This is a genomic window from Vibrio sp. 10N.261.51.F12, assembly GCF_041471725.1.
Lineage (GTDB): Bacteria > Pseudomonadota > Gammaproteobacteria > Enterobacterales > Vibrionaceae > Vibrio.
The window spans coordinates 383,242-400,303 of record NZ_JBFROV010000016.1 but is presented as its reverse complement, the minus strand read 5'-3'; the positions used below and the strand labels follow the sequence as shown (position 1 = coordinate 400,303).

Annotated in this window: 16 protein-coding genes; 2 read left to right on the top strand and 14 right to left on the bottom strand. The window is 43.3% G+C overall.

Annotation, left to right across the window (positions count from 1 at the left end; genetic code table 11):
• Positions 1 to 64: 64 nt before the first annotated feature.
• The 6 genes from AB4405_RS12065 to AB4405_RS12040 form a co-directional block, all read right to left on the bottom strand.
• Positions 65 to 649 carry a TetR/AcrR family transcriptional regulator gene (locus AB4405_RS12065; RefSeq protein WP_372060966.1) on the bottom strand — a complete coding sequence of 195 codons (585 nt, stop codon included), beginning with the start codon at positions 647 to 649 and terminating at the stop codon, positions 65 to 67.
• 256 nt (positions 650 to 905) lie between these two features.
• Complete coding sequence (locus AB4405_RS12060) at positions 906 to 2,654, bottom strand: arylsulfatase (protein ID WP_372060965.1); 1,749 nt, start codon at positions 2,652 to 2,654, stop codon at positions 906 to 908.
• A 53-nt stretch (positions 2,655 to 2,707) separates the two neighbouring features.
• Positions 2,708 to 3,199 (bottom strand): tetratricopeptide repeat protein, encoded by a 492-nt coding sequence (locus AB4405_RS12055; protein WP_372060963.1) that lies wholly within the window; start codon positions 3,197 to 3,199, stop codon positions 2,708 to 2,710.
• Between the two features lie 143 nt (positions 3,200 to 3,342).
• Positions 3,343 to 4,524 (bottom strand): iron-containing alcohol dehydrogenase, encoded by a 1,182-nt coding sequence (locus AB4405_RS12050; protein ID WP_372060961.1) that lies wholly within the window; start codon positions 4,522 to 4,524, stop codon positions 3,343 to 3,345.
• A gap of 198 nt (positions 4,525 to 4,722) precedes the next feature.
• Positions 4,723 to 5,166 (bottom strand): hypothetical protein, encoded by a 444-nt coding sequence (locus AB4405_RS12045; protein ID WP_372060960.1) that lies wholly within the window; start codon positions 5,164 to 5,166, stop codon positions 4,723 to 4,725.
• A gap of 34 nt (positions 5,167 to 5,200) precedes the next feature.
• The gene (locus AB4405_RS12040) at positions 5,201 to 6,616 is read right to left on the bottom strand and encodes a coniferyl aldehyde dehydrogenase (protein ID WP_372060959.1); all 1,416 of its coding nucleotides are present in this window, start codon (positions 6,614 to 6,616) and stop codon (positions 5,201 to 5,203) included.
• A 271-nt stretch (positions 6,617 to 6,887) separates the two neighbouring features.
• Here AB4405_RS12040 and AB4405_RS12035 point away from each other — a divergent pair, with 271 nt between their 5' ends.
• Positions 6,888 to 7,400 carry a glycine cleavage system protein R gene (locus AB4405_RS12035; protein ID WP_102471601.1) on the top strand — a complete coding sequence of 171 codons (513 nt, stop codon included), beginning with the start codon at positions 6,888 to 6,890 and terminating at the stop codon, positions 7,398 to 7,400.
• A gap of 107 nt (positions 7,401 to 7,507) precedes the next feature.
• Here the strand turns inward: AB4405_RS12035 and AB4405_RS12030 are convergent, their stop codons facing one another.
• Positions 7,508 to 8,188, bottom strand: a complete 681-nt coding sequence (locus AB4405_RS12030) for a DNA-3-methyladenine glycosylase I (RefSeq protein ID WP_372060958.1) — start codon at positions 8,186 to 8,188, stop codon at positions 7,508 to 7,510.
• Between the two features lie 223 nt (positions 8,189 to 8,411).
• Between AB4405_RS12030 and AB4405_RS12025 the strand changes: the two genes are divergently transcribed.
• On the top strand, positions 8,412 to 9,203 hold the full coding sequence (locus AB4405_RS12025; protein WP_372060957.1) for a fumarylacetoacetate hydrolase family protein: 792 nt from the start codon (positions 8,412 to 8,414) through the stop codon (positions 9,201 to 9,203).
• A gap of 114 nt (positions 9,204 to 9,317) precedes the next feature.
• On the opposite strand, the gene AB4405_RS12020 is transcribed toward AB4405_RS12025, so the two are convergent.
• The 7 genes from AB4405_RS12020 to pspA all read right to left on the bottom strand — a co-directional run bounded on the left by AB4405_RS12020 (position 9,318) and on the right by pspA (position 16,926).
• A complete protein-coding gene (locus AB4405_RS12020; protein WP_372060956.1) occupies positions 9,318 to 9,929 on the bottom strand; it encodes a DNA-3-methyladenine glycosylase I in 612 nt (203 codons plus the stop codon).
• 183 nt (positions 9,930 to 10,112) lie between these two features.
• On the bottom strand, positions 10,113 to 13,223 hold the full coding sequence (locus AB4405_RS12015) for an efflux RND transporter permease subunit (protein WP_372060955.1): 3,111 nt from the start codon (positions 13,221 to 13,223) through the stop codon (positions 10,113 to 10,115).
• Entirely contained in the window at positions 13,223 to 14,302 is a 1,080-nt protein-coding gene (locus AB4405_RS12010) for an efflux RND transporter periplasmic adaptor subunit (RefSeq protein ID WP_372060954.1), read from the bottom strand. Before AB4405_RS12010 ends, AB4405_RS12015 begins: the two co-directional genes overlap by 1 nt.
• Positions 14,299 to 15,327: an efflux RND transporter periplasmic adaptor subunit gene (locus AB4405_RS12005; protein WP_372060985.1), complete on the bottom strand. Its 1,029-nt coding sequence runs from the start codon at positions 15,325 to 15,327 to the stop codon at positions 14,299 to 14,301. The genes AB4405_RS12010 and AB4405_RS12005 overlap by 4 nt, the downstream gene beginning before the upstream one ends.
• Positions 15,328 to 15,624: 297 nt before the next feature.
• Entirely contained in the window at positions 15,625 to 16,044 is a 420-nt protein-coding gene (gene pspC, locus AB4405_RS12000; RefSeq protein WP_372060953.1) for an envelope stress response membrane protein PspC, read from the bottom strand.
• Entirely contained in the window at positions 16,004 to 16,240 is a 237-nt protein-coding gene (gene pspB / locus AB4405_RS11995) for an envelope stress response membrane protein PspB (protein WP_102471495.1), read from the bottom strand. Before pspB ends, pspC begins: the two co-directional genes overlap by 41 nt.
• Before the next feature lie 20 nt (positions 16,241 to 16,260).
• Positions 16,261 to 16,926, bottom strand: coding sequence for a phage shock protein PspA (gene pspA / locus AB4405_RS11990; RefSeq protein WP_102471494.1), 666 nt, complete (start codon positions 16,924 to 16,926; stop codon positions 16,261 to 16,263).
• Positions 16,927 to 17,062 lie beyond the last annotated feature (136 nt).

The following is a 17,062-nucleotide window of genomic DNA, read 5'->3' as shown; positions in this document are numbered from 1 at the left end:
TCTTAAGTGAACGGCATTACTACCTCGTAGCCTTTTTTTGTACTTACCAGATTTGGTTACAGGTTTAATTGGTCGCTTTCACACCAATAATTTGCTTTGTATTTGTCATCGCATCGCTTAGTAGAACTCGATCTTTTTGTAGTGCACAGATCAACGTTGCGCCTAGCCAATTCCCGTAAAGCATTCTTGATGTGATATAGGGCTCGTCGATAGTAAAATCGCCCGTTTGATTACCCATATCAAAAAAATCGCTCATACGCGCAATGATTTTTTCAGATCCGATTGCCAACTCGTTTTGCATGCTCGATGAGGTGCCTGACATTTCTCCCGCTAACTTAACAACCAAGCATTGAATTTGAAAGTCTTCGGTCACTTTAGATTGTGACCAAAACTCAAAATAGTTAATCACACGCTCAGGGAATGAAAATGCGGCATCATCAAGATATTGATTTAAAATCTCGAGATGTTCTTCAAAGTAATTCTCTAGCAGTACCCGTCCAAAATCTTCTTTAGACTTAAAGTGATGATAAAACGAACCTTTCGTCCCATTCGCTTCCTGAATAATTTTCATTATTCCAATGCCAGCGTAACCGTGTTCACTGATTAAGCGAAAACCGGCATCAAGTAAAGCCTGTTTTAAATCAACCATTATTGGGCTCCTAAATCTTGGTCTTTCAAGCAGTATAAAACCCAACAAACCGACCGTCCAGTCTATTTTCTGTTCACCGAAGAATAGACAATGTTACTCCCTCTCGTTGCTTAAAAAAATCGCTAGAACCATAAGACAGGTGAAAACAATAGGTTCTCACGAACAATAGGTGATCACAAACAACAACTTCGTGATCACCCAGTCATTTATAAATTATCGACTCTGACAGGTCTATTTAGCGTTACAAAGAGGATGACTATTTAACGACTTCAAACGGGTTCCATTTGTCATCGACAGGGATAATATTGTACGTCTCTTCATGGCGTTGGTAGTCCTTCATCATTTCATTAAATAATTCTGGATATTGGCGACGTAAATCGTTTTGCTCTGCTGGGTCTAACTTAGTATTGTAAAGATGCCATTCATTATCACCGCCCATTCCAGATGAAATTCTTATAATTTTATGGTCACCTTTTAACAGCATACCACTTCCAAAGAGTTCGAAACCGATTGGATTTTGTGATGAGTGAACCTCTTTCTGCTTACCCGCCATAAATGGCAACAAACTAACACCACTCATAGGCGCTACCTCTCGGCCTTTATATTCGGTTCCAGGGTGCTTAATATTTGCAATGTCTAGAATCGTCGCTGCGACATCTTTTACTTGCGACATACTGTTAGTTTGCGTCCCTGCTGCCAACGCGCCTTCTACGCCAAGCACACCTTTTGGTGGCTTAACTATAAACGGCACACGAATGCCACCTTCTGCCGTATAAACTTTAAACCAAGATAACCCACCAGTAGATGCATTGGCCCACTCAGGCCCAAGTGACACACTTGAATTTTCGTTGCCGATATTATCTGTCGAGTTATCGAAATGGTGCTCAGTCCATGTACGAATTAAATCGCTCATGTTTTCACCGGTCACGTCTGCGGCTTCTGGTCCATTATCCGCAAGATAAATAATGTAGGTATTATCATATTCACCAATGTCTTTAAGGTAGTCGGTGATCTGGCCTATTTGCTGGTCTTGAAGCTCCATCATACCCATGGCCACCGCCATCTTTTTACCATACCAAGCCTGTTCTTTGTCCGTTAATGAATCCCAAGGTCGACTCATGCTGTTTCGGCTTGCCATTGATGCGTCATTAGGTATGACACCTAGCGCCTTCATTTTATTAAAGCGATCTTCTCGTATTGTGTCCCAACCGTGTTCTACGTAATAATCAATCTTATCTTGGTAGGTATGCTCTGGGGCTTGCAACGGCAAGTGTATTGCGGTGAACGGTACGTAGGCTAAAAATGGTTTACCATCTTCTTTATTTTTATCAATCATTTTGATGATTTCATTGGTATACACTTGATCGGAATACTCACCTTTGTATTGATCCTTTACTGCTTGACCATTTCGATATAATTGCTCTTGCTCAATACCGGGCATCTGGCCTTTTTGTAACGCTTCAGCGGTTGCGGCACTTTTCGCTGGGAACATCATATTGCGGTTAAAGTGATTGGATCCACCGGCTAATATACCGTAGCTCTCCCCAAACCCCCGGTCGTCGGGTAGGAAACCATCCTCGTGTCCTAGGTGCCATTTACCGGCTAGATATGTGTGGTAACCATTATCGTTCAGTAGCGTTGATACCGTGAGTCCTTTTTTCGTTAAATATCCTTCATAGCCAGGTTTACCAATCGAGTCAGGATAGACGGCATAGTCAAACGTCCCTAGTCCCACCTCATGATTATTCGCTCCAGTTAACATCATAGAGCGAGTAACTGACGACGTGGGAGAGGCGTGAAAATTAGTAAATTTAATCCCCTCTTCTGCCAACGCCATCAAATTGGGCGTATTGACTTCAGAGCCATAAGGCTGCGTGTCAGCAAACCCGACATCATCACCGACAATAATGACGATATTTGGCTTATCTGGATCTTGAGATGCAGAAACGCTACTTGAGGCTGCCAATATAGCGGAACAGACAATAGACTTATTTAATGGTGCCATTATGTTTACCTTAATAAATAATTGAAACGTAATTGTGAATAACTAGGTTAATATCAATGAGCGGCCTGAGACATCCAATGCAATAAATCCAGAGCTGGCAAATAGTTTTGATTCGCCGCCTTCCCTAGCCAAGAGACCGCTTTTTTATAGTTCTGAGCAACCCCATTTCCCGAGGCAAAAAGAAGCGCTAACTGAGTCTGAGCTTCTGGGTTTCCAGCATCTGCAGCCACTTGAAACCAATGGGCGGCTTTCGTTGAATTTTGTTCAACGTTATTGCCCTGCAAATACATATTTGCCAACTTAATTTGTGCCTTTTGATGCCCGTTATAGGCATTAGTGAGCACTATCGTAGCGTCTGTTATCTCTTTTTTATGACTTGCACAATTAGGCGCACCGCAACCTATAACTGTTGTATTACAATCGATAACTGTTGTATTACAATCCAGGTTTACTGCATTTAAATGATCCTCATCACTAATAACGCAGTAAGCGCCACTCAATATCACACAGAAAGCCAATAACATATAAATCAATTTATTGAACAATTGAACTACCTTTTAAGACCACTATTAAATAATAAATATCTGTTAACGATGGGTGTTAAAAATATGAAAGCGTCAGTACCAAACATTTAAAAACAGGCCAACACTTCATAACAGCTAATCCGTTGACTTAATTTAATGAATACTTAAACTGCAGACTCAATAATATGTTCTATTTTTTCTTCAGGCATTGGGTAAAATTGAAAACTGATGTCTTTTTTTACTGCTTCGACAATAGCAACTTTATCTTGCTCACTGATAGACCAAAGAGCAAAGCTCGTCATCGCTCCGATCTCCGCTTGAAATTGTTTTATGAACCCCGTTACGCGCTGCAGCACCATTTCATCGGTGCCCGTTGTATCAACATTCAATGCGCGGGCTAATTTCTTCGCCTTGTTCAAATAAAACCCAGGTAATGCCTCCATAACAAGTGGCAACAACACCGTATTCGCATCGCCATGAGGGATATGACTGATCGCGCCAAACGCATGAGCGACGTTATGAATTGGAATGCCGCCTAACGAAGAATAGAAAGCTGAAATAGCCATGGTACTGGCCTGTAATAGGTTTGCTCTGGCTGGAATGTTGTCGGCATCCACTAATACCTTCGGCAAGTTCTCTATAATCAGTGACGCAGCATGAAGACTAAATGCATCGGTTATTGGGTTACTCACCGGTGACACAATGGCTTCTAGGGCATGTGTTAACGCATCCATTCCCGTTGAACGAGTCAATGCGGCTGGAAGCTTTACCGTCAATAATGGGTCAAGTACCGCAATGTCTGCCTCAATACCTGATACAACAAGACTCGCCTTAATATTTTCGTGTTCATTAAAGAATACAGCAATAGGAGAAGCCTCTGCACCTGTACCTGCCGTCGTTGGTACTGCGATATGAGGGACCGTTATATCTTCGTTGTTGGGCCAAATTTCCATATGCCCCCCACCAGCAATGACTTCACGAATATCGTTCACGCCTTTATGCAAAGCGTATTTCACACCTTTCGAGGCATCAATCACACTACCGCCACCAATGGCTAGGATGGCATCCGCTTCGATTGACTGAGTAAACCTAATCGCGGCGTTAATATTGTCGCAAGTCGCATCTGGCTGGATATCCGTATAAATACCAACAATTTCAACGTCTGATTGTGATTCAAATATAGAATTAAAACGCTCAACAAACCCGAGCGACTCTAAACCTTTATCTGTAAATAACACCACTCGCTTAGCCTCTAAACGGTGGAACAACGCTGGAATATCCGTAATGCCGTTTTCTTTTGCATGAATAATGGTTTTAAGGTCAAACGTATAATTAGTCGTACTCATGATATTGCCCTCATTAAATTGATAACAACACAATACCACAGCAAACCGGTCGGTCTAGTTGTTTAATGTCAATTATACGTCAAGGATGACATTCGATGACAATATAAAAATCAGAAAAAATAAGGTCTAGAGAACAAACATTCTCTAGACCTTATTAATCTATATGATAGTTACACCGGGATTTATCTCGGCATAGTATTATCTAAGATGTGCCGGCACTTTATTTTTATCTCTATTAAGATAATAGAATAAGTATGCTAATGAATAAATAGTGACAAACGCGTCAAGTGCAAATACCCCACTCCAACCATAAAACCATTCGTAATCATTAATACAAACATTGTATAAAAACAAACCAACAAACATTGCTTTTTCAAAACCACTATAGATCATCGTCGATGTGCGTAGTTGTTTGTATTTAGCAGAGAACATGAGTAGTACACCAATACAGCCAACCATCACTCCCCAGTGTTGATAGGTCGCCTGCAAGTATTCTTTATTTTGCATCATTCCTTCAGAGTAAAAAAATAGATTTTGCATACTCCACTCTGGTGCCAAAAATGTTACAAATGCTGTTGCGGTTAATGCTCCGGTGATGATTAAATACGCTTTCATCGTTTTTTCAAAAAACTGCTCTAACATGTCATTGACCTTATTACTAAACAGATGGGATGTGTTATTGACCGACAAGGCTCAATACTGCGGATTTAAAGGCATTATCGCCTTGAGTAAACAAGTATTTAACTTGATGTTCAGACCCACTTTGTAATACCGTTTTTGCATGAGAAAATGTGAGAAAACCTTCATGCCCATGGTAATGCCCTTTTCCAGATTCACCGATCCCACCGAAGGGGGCGTCATCAACCGCAAGGTGAAAAACGCAGTCATTGATGCACATTCCTCCTGAATGTATCGTCGTTTTAACTCTATATTGTAGGTCTGTATCAAATGACATGAGGTACAACGCTAAAGGTCGCGGCTTATCGGTAATGAGCGCCAACGCTTGGTCAATATGTTGATAACTGATCACGGGTAGTAAAGGTCCGAAAATTTCTTCTGTCATCACATTCGATTGCAAATCAGGATTGATAATGAGTTGCGTCACCAAACGATTCTGAGAGCTCTGAACATCATTGGGGTGACAAGGCTCTATACGGGTTCCAGCTTTACGCTCTTCATTCAATAATCGATCAATTCGTGCATATTGGCAACGGTTAGCAAGCGATGTTAAGTTATCTGAATCTACGCCATCGGGAAATAAATTCGTATACTGTCGTTGATACTCTGCAATAAAAGCGTCTTCTTTGCCTTCTGGCAGCAATACATAGTCTGGCGCAACACACACTTGCCCATTGTTTAAACTTTTTCCATATATAATCCGTTCGACCGCCAATTCCATCGACACATCATCAGCAATGAGCACCGGTGATTTCCCCCCTAATTCAAGCGTTACAGGCGTCAAATTTGGTGAAGCGGCTTTCATCACCAATCGTCCAACCGAGGTAGAACCAGTAAACAACAAGTGGTCAAATGGCATTGCAGTAAACGCACTTGCCACCTCCGTTTCGCCTTCCACTACGACGACTTCTTGGTGGGTAAATACTTGTGCGAGTATGCGTCGAAGTACCTGGTTGGTATGGGGAGTGAATTCGCTCATTTTAATCATGGCACGATTACCCGCCGCCACGGCAGAAATCAAGGGGCCAACGGAAAGCATGATGGGAAAATTCCAAGGTGTCACAATCCCGACCACCCCCATCGGTTGATAGATCACCTCAACCGTAGAGGTAGACAATAGTGGCCCAGCACTTCGAACCGAAGGTGCCATCCAATCTTGAAGGTGAGTAACCGTATGATCGATATTTCCAATACAAGGTAAGACATCGGCAATGAGAGTGTCTTGTTTACTGCGTTGACCATAATCAAGATTCATTGATTCACATATGTCTTCACTGTGCTGAATCAGACTATTTTTCAACGCGGTAAGCTTCTCAATACGTTGTTCAAACGAAGGCATAGGGCTGCCCATAAATGCGCTCTGCATGGCTTCCAGTGAACATTCCATATTCTCGCTTGTCGTGTTATGAGTCATTGTGTCACCTTCATTGTTTAGTTGATGTCACTATACATAAAACAAACCGGTCGGTCTAGCTTTATATTTCAAGACATAGAATCACTATTACTGGATGACTCACAAGACATTGCTGATTACCGAAAATGTGGGCGGAGACAAAGAATCAGATAAATGCCAAGGGTTTGATTAAATTCCTAGAGGTCCATCGTGCTATGTCATTAGAATAGTTCTAAACTACACTTAACTAATCAGTTAGTTATCTATGTTTACTTGTGGAGGTCATTGTATGATCAGTACTACTTTCATCGTCAGCTTTATCGGCCAAGCGACCCCAACCACGATTCAAAATTTAGCGGCTATTACCCATGAAAATGATGGTAAATGGCTAGTGAGCAAGGTCAATTTCTTAGAAAATCATGTCTCTGCGGTTATCAAAGTAGAACTACCGAGTGAAAATCAGGAGGTGGTTAAACGTGCCTTTCAAGACTATCCAAACCTTACTGTTCAGATTACAGACACTGACCCACATATTCATGATCAAGAAACCATTTATCACTTACGCTTAGATGCCAATGATCGTTCTGGGATTGTCAACGAGATCACTCAATATCTCGACGCCCAAGACATTCGTATATTAGACATGGACTGCCATCGTGTCTTTTTAGCGGGAGGGGGCGGTATCAGCTCAAGTCTGTTCACGGCAAACATTGCTCTCAAGATCCCGCAGGCCATGAAAATAAGTGATATAGCTAATGAGCTTGAAGCGCTGAGTGAAGACACTCGAGTCATAATGGAATCTTAATACCCCAGCATGTTAGAAAGCAAAACGCAGCCACAATAATGGCTGCGTTTTTAATTTAATATCGCGGGTTATCACCTAGGATCACTGATTGTTTAACCAATATCACATTACAATCGGTTTTCACCAAAGCCGAAGGCAATAATCTGGCTGATTTCGGATAGTGACCGCCCAGATTCCTGTTGCCAATCTGCAAACGCAGAGTTGGTTGCTTTCAAGGCTCTTTTCGTACCTTTCCCTGAATCGATCACTTGCGTATTTCTCAAATAGTTTTCAACGTCAGAGGACAAAATAAACGTATCGACACCGAGTTGACGCAGTGCGTACGGGCCGGTATTCCCCCCTAACCTCGCGCCATGTTTTTTTAAGTACAGCCATAACTCTACCATGGACTCCGACGGCCAATTAGCAACCATATCAGCAAAAGAATCATGCTCAAAACGCGCTGATTGAATCATCTGTGCGTTAACTGGTATTGACATTACTTTCGTAAGATGACGAATAATTCGAGGGTTTTGAGCTTTTTGCTCCCAGTGTTCATCAGAAAGCATTAGCAACGGATTAACTCGAAATTGGAAAAACACGTCTTCAAAATTAGCCCATTTATTACGAACAACCTGCCAAGAAATACCACATTGAAATACTTTCATAGTAAACGCCGCAAGCCATCTATCATCAGGTATAGCTAACAATTCTGAAGTGCTTAAAGGCTTATTCACTAATGACTCTAGTGCTATTTCACCACCTTTACGCTCTGCTGCACGGGCATAAATCGAAGAAAACTTTTCCATATCACCATTCAATTCGTTGATTTATTTGCTCGTACTATAGCACGCATTGGTAACGCAATTTTGAGCCCCCCTTTAATCTGATTCTGTTTTAAATCCGTATGACTATTCCAGCACGGCGACACAACCGCTGCTACGCTAGTAAAGCGCAGTAATAATCGAGTCATCACCAGACCCTATTCGGGATGGTGCTGACTTCCGATGCTAAAGATAACAAGGATGGTTCATGAAATTTATTCTGCTGATTGCACTTTTTACTTCGCCAGTTTTTGCCGAACAATATGGACGCGCGGAAATAAACGGTGAAGTCGAATGGGTACGCATCACCTCCGGTGAAACAATGGACGTGTTGACCTCCACGCCTTTCTCGTCGTTTGACGTAAAGGCCACCGTTCCATACCAAAAAAGCCAGTTACGCCCTCCCATCGACAACGGCAACGTCTTCGCTGTTGGCCTGAACTTTCGTAGTCACGCAGGTAATGCTGGAGAAAAAAAACCTGAGATATTTTTCAAATCAGCGCCATCAATACGGGTAGATGGCGATATCGTATTGCCAACTGACGCTCGCAATGTTCATTTTGAGGGCGAGTTAGTTATTGTGATAGGTAAACTTTGCGACGCGGTCGAGGCACAACAGGCAAAACACTGTGTATTTGGATACACCGTAGGGAATGATTTAACGGAACGCAGCTGGCAGTCCAGTGACCTACAATGGTGGAGAGCAAAAGGGGCCAAAGACTTTGGACCCGTTTCTGCCCTCATTCAAACGAATCTAGACATCTCGAATCAAGCCATCACCACGACTCTCAATGGTAAAGTTGTGCAACAAGAGAGCTTAGAAAACATGATCCACGATGTCGAGGCGATTGTATCTTACATCAGCCAGTATATTCCTTTACGACCAGGGGATTTAATCTTTGCTGGTACTCCCGGTAGAACACGAGCCCTTCAAGCCAATGATACGGTAAGCGTTAGTATTGACGGTATAGGTGAAGTCACCAATACCATTCGTCGTTAATTGGAGCAAACAGACAAAGGCAACTTAGTCGATTGTTATCAAATGATAAACCGCCAATACAAGTGCCTGAGCCGTCCATTCATATGTCAACCACAGGATTGGACGTTCGCGTCATCAGGCCTTACTTTCGGCGTACTCTACGCCCAAAGACTTGTAGCTATCGATGACTTCTTGTCGTCGATAACACTCTTTGCTGTGGTCATTAATGAGGCCCGCGGCTTGGAGGTATGCATAAATAATGGTCGAGCCAACAAACTTGAATCCTCGCTTCTTCAGGTCTTTGCTTAGTGCATCCGATACTGGCGTGGTTACAGGGTAGTCTTCCAGTTTATCCCAGTTGCTAACCAGCACTTTGTTGTCGACAAACGACCACACATATCGGCAAAACGACCCAAACTCGTGCTGGATTTCAATAAAAAGCTGAGCATTTGTCACCGTCGATTTTATTTTGAGTTTATTACGAATAATCCCTGTATCTTCGATTAGCCTTGCTTCATCTTGTTCGGTAAACTTTGCCACCTTTTCTACATCAAAGTTAGCGAAGGCTTTGCGGTACCCTTCACGTCGCTTCAATATCGTATACCAGCTCAACCCCGCCTGTGCAGATTCCAGTACCAGAAATTCAAACAAGGTCCTATCGTCCAACACTGGGACGCCCCATTCCTTGTCGTGATAATCGACATAGTCCGCTTTTGTTTGGTCGAGCCAAGGACAACGTTTGCACATAATTATTCCTTAAACGAGTTCACTTATGTTAATACAGTGAATATTCATGACGCTACGATATTTCTACTTTAATACATCGGCCTAATCATTACATCGACCCATTCACCGTTATATAAAAAATAACACTGCCACCTTATTAGGTGGCAGTGCTTCGATAGTCACTCAAAGGATTCCGTGTGTGTGTTAAATCACTTTCACACGATGGAATAATCGATAAAGTACCGGCACGACGATTAACGTCAACACCGTCGCAAAGCCCAGGCCAAACATTATCGTTACCGCCATGGGTTTAAAAAAGATGTCAGGCAGCAAAGGGATCATCCCCAATATCGTCGTAATTGCCGCCATACAAACCGGACGCACCCGACTTAATGCCGCGTCGACAACCGCTAAATACGGCTCTTTTCCTGATTTAATCTCTATCTCTATTTGATCAAGGAGTACAATACCATTTTTCAACACCATTCCAGATAAGCTCAAAAACCCGAGCAAAGCCATGAAACCAAATGGCGTGTTTAAGGCAAGTAAACCCGTTGTCACTCCAATTATGGCAAGTGGCACGGTCAACCAGACAATCAGCGCTTCTTTTACCGCGTTAAACAAGAAAATGGTGATCAAAAACATAAACAAGTAACCCATCGGCATGGTTTGGAACAATGAAGCCTGGGCGTCACCAGACGATTCATATTCCCCACCCCATTCTAGGAAGTAACCAGGAGGTAGCTCGATAGATTCAATCTGTGACTGAATACGTTTTTGTAATGTTGCGGCCGTTTCTTCTCCTAAAAGATCAGGGTCAGCCATCACGGTGAGCATTCTTTTGCGGTTTTTACGAACGATAATCGGGTCTTCCCAGCGAATGTCATACCCTTGCGTCACTTGTTGAAATGGAATAAATTCCGACAAGGCTGGGCTCCAGATCATCATGCCTTCGATATTACGAATGTCGACACGCTCTTCATCCGGAAGGCGCGCGACAATCGGCATGAGTGTTGTTCCATCACGATACAACCCAACGGATTTACCCGAAAAAGACATCATCAGTACATCATCGACATCAGACTTGGTAATCCCATAACGTCGCGCTTGGCTCTCGTTAAAAATAGGTTCCAGAACCTTCGTTCGTTCTCTCCAGTCATGGCGAATGTTAAAGGCTCCAGGGTCGGCGTACATAATGTCCATCACCTGTGTTGCAATGCCTCGCAGTACGGTAGGGTCAGAGCCAATGATACGTGCCTCAATTTTGGCGCCGCCGCCTGGACCCAACTCGATCTGTTTCAGCTTATAATTGATTTCAGGAAATGTACTATCGACATAAGACCGAAAACGCGTCATTAGCGGCTCTAACTGTTCGTAGCTTTTCGCCCTCGTTGTGATCTCTCCATACGCCGCGTAGCTTTTTTCCGGCGAGTACGTGAGCATAAAACGCTGTAAGCCTTTACCTGCCGTCGTCGTGATATGAGCGGTCTCTGGTTGCTCTGCAATCCAACGCTCTAACACCTCAAGCTTAGTATTCGTCGCTCGAATATCGGTCCCCTCAGGTAACCAAACATCCACCTGAAACATGGGTGTCGTTGATGCAGGGAAGAATGATTGCTTCACCTTCGTGAACCCATACAAGCTTCCAGCCAGACAAACAATCAGGAAAACCACGGTTAACCAAGCACGATGCATACAAAATTCTAAGAATTTTCGGTACATCGTAAAGACGAAACCATTATAAGGATCATTGCCCTCGCCTCCCTCTTCCCCGCCTTTGATTTTTTGTCCGCGAAAGAACATATCAGCAAAAAATGGCGTCAATGATATTGCGGTAAACCAACTCAACATCAATGAAATCAACAGTACGGAAAACAGCGTTCCACAATATTCGCCAGTGGAATCTTCAGACAGCCCGATTGGCGCGAAAGCCGTCACGGCAATAACCGTTGCACCCAATAACGGCCACTTTGTTTGGGTCACAATGTCGGTCGCGGCTTGAAGCCTTGTCCTCCCGCGCTGGGTTCCGATTAAGATCCCTTCCACCACCACAATGGCATTGTCCACCAGCATCCCTAGGGCTATGACTAACGCCCCTAGCGATATCCGTTGTAGATCTATCGCCATATATTGCATAAAAATAAAGGTGCCCAATACAGTAAGCAACAGTATCAAGCCAATTAATAACCCGGAACGAAGTCCCATGAAAAATAGTAAGACGATGATGACAATTGCCACCGCTTGCCCCAAGCTCACGACAAAGCCGCGTACCGATTTATCCACTTCCTTAGGCTGGCTGTACACTTCCGAAATATCGATACCGACGGGCTGTTGAAACTTCAGTTCAGCTAAGCGACGGTCAAAGCGTTCTCCGACTTCAACTACGTTGACTCCCGTAGCAAAAGACACGCCGACATTAAGGGCAACCTCGCCATTGAAATTGATAATATTGGTAGGCACTTCAATGAAGCCACGTTTAATATTGGCCACATCTTTTAGGTAAATGAGCCCTTCTGCCCCGCCTTCGGTCAAGATTAAATCGCCTAGCTCGCCAACGTCGGTAAATTCACCCGTTGGTTGAATTCGGATGTATTCGTTTCCTATCCTCGTCGCACCAGCATCCGAGACAATGTTTTGTGTTTGCAATAAGTTAAAAATCGTACTTGGCGCAATACCCAAGGCGCTAATACGCTTAATTGAAATTTCTATGAAGACTTGTTCTTGTTGCTGCCCCGTCACAGAGACCTTACTTACGCCATCAATCAGCTCTAGCTCTCGGCGTAAATAATCCACGTAATCGGAAATTTCCTTATAGCTGTATCCCTCACCAGTGAGCGCAAGCAGCACTCCGTAAACATCACCAAAATCATCAATAACCGTTGGATCATTCACCCCAGGCGGAAGTGAGCCTTTTAAATCGTTAACTTTACGTCGTAATTCATCCCATATTTGCGGTAAATCATCAGGGCCATAATTGTTTTTCATTGTCACTGTGATTTGAGAAAGTCCGCGACTAGAAATAGAGTTGATCTCATCCACATAGGTTAACTGTTGGATGGCCTTTTCAATGGGGTAAGTCACTTCCTCTTCAACTTGCTGAGGCGTTGCGCCTGGGTATGAGGTCACAACCATTGCGTCTTTAATCGTAAAGGCTGGATCTTCCAATCGCCCTAAGTCAAAAAAAGCAGACACGCCGCCGATCAAAAAGATCAATGACAACATCCAGCTGATCACCTTGTTACGAATAAAATAGGCCGCTACACCGGTAATCTCATCGTCGCTTTGAGGCAAAGACTTCTTTTCTTCTTGGCTCATTACATCGCCTCCTGCGGTAATACTTCTACTTCCATGCCATCTCGTAACCTGGCAACACCTGCAATCACAATCACTTGAGCGTTATCAAGTCCCTCAAGGATTTGAATCGTCGAACGCGATACTTTACCAGTCAGTACTTTTTGTTTCGTCACAGTGTTATCGCTATTCAATACCCAAACAAATTTGTCCAAGTCATCAAGCATATCGCCATCTTGGTTAAACACCGCTTCAATCGGCACACTAACGCCCATATCCAACTTAAGTCCGATATCTTTAGCTTTAGAAGTCACATCCACAGCCATGCCATCAAGTATGTATTCATCTTTAGGCATAGGCAGAATGAGCGTTGCCGTGAACGTCCCTAACGCTGGGTCTGGCTGGGTAGTAAACTCTTTGAGTCGTGCCGTATATTCATTCCCAGATGGAACCCGTATGATGGCTTCTATATGATCAATATCATTATCTTTAGGCTGATTCAGCGAAAAGCTATCAGGCAGTTGAACGATAATTTCCACTTCTTCAACACTGTGAATATTCACCACTTGTTGCCCTATTTGAATATTTTCAAATTGCTCAGCAGACACACGAGAAATGACACCATCGACAGGCGCAACGAGCTGGGTGAATGACAGGCGCAATTTTGCAAGGTCAAACTCGGCACGAGCATAGGCGCGCTGCGCGGCAATTTCATCAAACTGAGACTTCGCCAATAACCCTTTTTTAACCAACGGGCTAGAGCGGCGATACTGGCTATCAATAACGGCATATCTTGCTTGTGCATTATCCACATCTAATTGAAAGTCAGTCGGTTCCAAGGTGGCTAATATGTCTCCTTTTTTTACAAAGTCGCCTTCTTTTAAAGTGATATTATTAATTTCACCAGCGACACGAAAGCTAAGATGAGAACGATCAGCAGCTGACGCCAGTGCCGGGAAATATAACTGACTTTTGAGCTCAGACTTTCCAATCTCCGTTACCTTCACCTTAGGGATATCATGCCTCTCTTCTATCGATGCTTTATCACAACCAACGACGAATAGAGCGGCACAAAGAAGAGTCGCGAATCGATAAATTCTCATAATCCTCTCTCCTTAATCCACTCTCGGACCTGAATGCCAGGCTTAATGCTTTGAACGCCCGAGATGACAATTTTATCTCCATCTTCAAGCCCTGAAATAACTTGTCGTTTGTCATTCAATTCCACTGCAACCTTCTCAACAATGCCACCACTCGTCACTCTCCAAACACATTGCTTATCGTTCTCCATGAAAAGGGCTGACACTGGAATGACGGTTGCTGCCGTACTACGAGCCAATATTCGGACCTGCCCAGCCATTCCAGGCAATACACCAATGTCAGAGGGGCGTGCCATTATCATGGTCACTTTATAAGTCCCGGTCTTAGGATCAGCCTCGGTATCGATTTCTTGAAATGTCAGTTCGTATTCATTACTAGGAAAGGCATCAAATGCCATCGACGCGTCGATTTGATGATCCCCTTGAAACCGGTTTAATAAATAGTCCGGCAATTGAAATATAACCTTGAGCAACTGGTTCGATTGAATGTTCATCACGCCTTCTTTGGCTTGGATGTATTCATAATTATCGGCAGGAATAATCGAAATGGTTCCATTGTACGGAGCAACTAAAGTGGTGTAGTCAAGATTTGCCTGAGCTTGAGACCAACCTGCTTTTGCTGATTTCATATTGGCATTGGCTTGATCGTAATCCTGCTCTGATACCACCTGACTTTTGCGAAGTTTTAATGCACGCTGGTATTGTACATCTGCCAAACGGAAGTTGGCTTTCGCTTGCTTCTCTAACAACTGATACTCATCAGGGTCAAGGCTCGCGAGTCGATCACCTTTCTTCACTTGTTGCCCTGAGCGTACAAAAAGATTATCCAACTGTCCTGGCACTCGAAACGCCAACACTGCTTTATCGCCCGCTTCAGAAGTTGCAGGAAACGTACGCTCGAACTGGCTGTTTCCAACTGAAACAGAAAACAATTTTGCAGGGCGCGACTCGGGTTCAGGGATGGGGGGAGGGGCTTTTCCACAGGCACTAAGCACTGTTACCACTAGAAATAATGCCGATAACTTCATGTTCATTCTTCAACTACCATGTTCTGCTTGTCATTAAAAAATAGTCTAGAGCAACAAGTATTACCAGCAAGTCACTAATTATTAATAGTTTTTAGCAGTAAATCATAGATAGCTTGCTAACCGAATCGTTGTTATCGATTATCCACGGTTTTAGTTGTCAACGATTCACCCCTCATGTTATGAACATGCTAAGGGCATAGATGATAAAAAACCCAGTGTCCGAATGTTCACTGGGTTAATCATTAAGTGATTTTATTTGCTATATCGCTACGCGATTGAAGGTGAATAGTCTCATACTCAGAGTTTACTGAATTCTCGGTTTACCGCATAGGTATCAGAGGTCACATAAGCTTCCATCGTTCGCAATGAATCTTCAATTTTATCCATGTCTTTTTCAATCGTACCGAGTAAGTCTTTGGCACTTTGACCTTGTTTCCAAGGCTTGTTTTTAAGGGAGTGCTCTTGCTTTGTCTTTAAGGCTTCCACAAAATTGTCTGGCTGCTTCTCAAGCATCAAACTCATTGCAATATAGGCAAGTAAGACTAAAAAACTCCCGCCCAACAATGCCGCTGAGATAACTAAGATTCTGATCAACCAAACCTCGACGCCGAAGTAGTTGGCAAGCCCAGCGCAAACCCCTGTCAATTTGCCGTTAATTGGATCTTTATAGAGCTCTCTATGCGTCATAATGTTGCCTCCATTTAGGCGACTCCGCATCAAGGATCTTTTCTAGGCTCTCGACGCGCCGTTGCATTTTTTCCGCTCTTTGCGACAAGGCTTGTAGCTTTTCAAAATCTTGAGAAGACAAACCAGCCTCCGACTTTCGCTTGCTACGGTAATGAAGAAATAGCCAAAGCGGAGCAACAAATATCAAGAATACAATGACGGGTCCGGCAATAAGAAATGTCGACATGTCTAACTCCTATTCGATGTTTATTTTTTGTTCATCTGTTCTTTAAGCTTAGCCAGTTCGATATCTATCTCATCTTGTGCTTGAAGCTCAGCGAACTCTTGGTCGAGAGATTTTGCATTGCCGGTATTCGCATACAAATCCGCTTCCGCTTCGAGCTCATCCACTTTACGTGAATATTGCTCAAATTTTGCCATTGCTTCATGCGTACGGCTGGTGTGCAGGTGCTTTTGCACATCACGGCGATTATTGGCCGTTTGCGAACGAATGATTAAAGCCTGCTGTTTAGCGCGAGTTTCCGTGATTTTCGCTTCTAGTTTGGCAATTTCACTCGTCAGCTTATCAATCGTCTCTTCAACCAGAGTTTGCTCATCATGCAACCCTTTCACTATTTTTTCTACTTTCTGCTTTTCAATCAATGCAGCACGCGCTAATTCTTCTCTTTGCTTGGTCAACGCAAGGGTGGCTTTGTGCTGCCACTCGACAATTTGTTCTTCTAGCGTTTTCACTTTACGCGCCAGTTCTTTTTTATCCGCAATCGCCTTGGCGGAATTAGTACGGACTTCGACTAGCGTGTCTTCCATCTCTTGGATGATAAGGCGAATCATTTTTTCCGGGTCTTCGGCCTTGTCTAAAAGTGCACTAACGTTAGAATTTACGATATCAGCGAAACGAGAAAAAATACCCATAATACATCTCCTAAATGAATGAACGTGGCTACTTACTTTGACTACTGCGTGGCTCTTTCTTGTCGCGATGTCGTCATAGCCATTCAATGTTGTACTCAGTATAGATAATCCAATTATCGTGCCAATTTAATAACTT

Excerpts from the sequence above, each read along its gene's own strand:
- pspB (WP_102471495.1), bottom strand. The coding sequence starts at position 16,240 with ATGTCGACATTTCTTATTGCCGGACCCGTCATTGTATTCTTGATATTT.
- AB4405_RS12005 (WP_372060985.1), bottom strand. The coding sequence starts at position 15,327 with ATGAAGTTATCGGCATTATTTCTAGTGGTAACAGTGCTTAGTGCCTGT.
- AB4405_RS12025 (WP_372060957.1), top strand. The coding sequence starts at position 8,412 with ATGAAATTTATTCTGCTGATTGCACTTTTTACTTCGCCAGTTTTTGCC.
- AB4405_RS12030 (WP_372060958.1), bottom strand. The coding sequence starts at position 8,188 with ATGGAAAAGTTTTCTTCGATTTATGCCCGTGCAGCAGAGCGTAAAGGT.
- AB4405_RS12010 (WP_372060954.1), bottom strand. The coding sequence starts at position 14,302 with ATGAGAATTTATCGATTCGCGACTCTTCTTTGTGCCGCTCTATTCGTC.
- pspC (WP_372060953.1), bottom strand. The coding sequence starts at position 16,044 with ATGCGGAGTCGCCTAAATGGAGGCAACATTATGACGCATAGAGAGCTC.
- AB4405_RS12050 (WP_372060961.1), bottom strand. The coding sequence starts at position 4,524 with ATGAGTACGACTAATTATACGTTTGACCTTAAAACCATTATTCATGCA.
- AB4405_RS12045 (WP_372060960.1), bottom strand. The coding sequence starts at position 5,166 with ATGTTAGAGCAGTTTTTTGAAAAAACGATGAAAGCGTATTTAATCATC.
- AB4405_RS12020 (WP_372060956.1), bottom strand. The coding sequence starts at position 9,929 with ATGTGCAAACGTTGTCCTTGGCTCGACCAAACAAAAGCGGACTATGTC.
- AB4405_RS12015 (WP_372060955.1), bottom strand. The coding sequence starts at position 13,223 with ATGAGCCAAGAAGAAAAGAAGTCTTTGCCTCAAAGCGACGATGAGATT.
- pspA (WP_102471494.1), bottom strand. The coding sequence starts at position 16,926 with ATGGGTATTTTTTCTCGTTTCGCTGATATCGTAAATTCTAACGTTAGT.
- AB4405_RS12040 (WP_372060959.1), bottom strand. The coding sequence starts at position 6,616 with ATGACTCATAACACGACAAGCGAGAATATGGAATGTTCACTGGAAGCC.
- AB4405_RS12065 (WP_372060966.1), bottom strand. The coding sequence starts at position 649 with ATGGTTGATTTAAAACAGGCTTTACTTGATGCCGGTTTTCGCTTAATC.
- AB4405_RS12060 (WP_372060965.1), bottom strand. The coding sequence starts at position 2,654 with ATGGCACCATTAAATAAGTCTATTGTCTGTTCCGCTATATTGGCAGCC.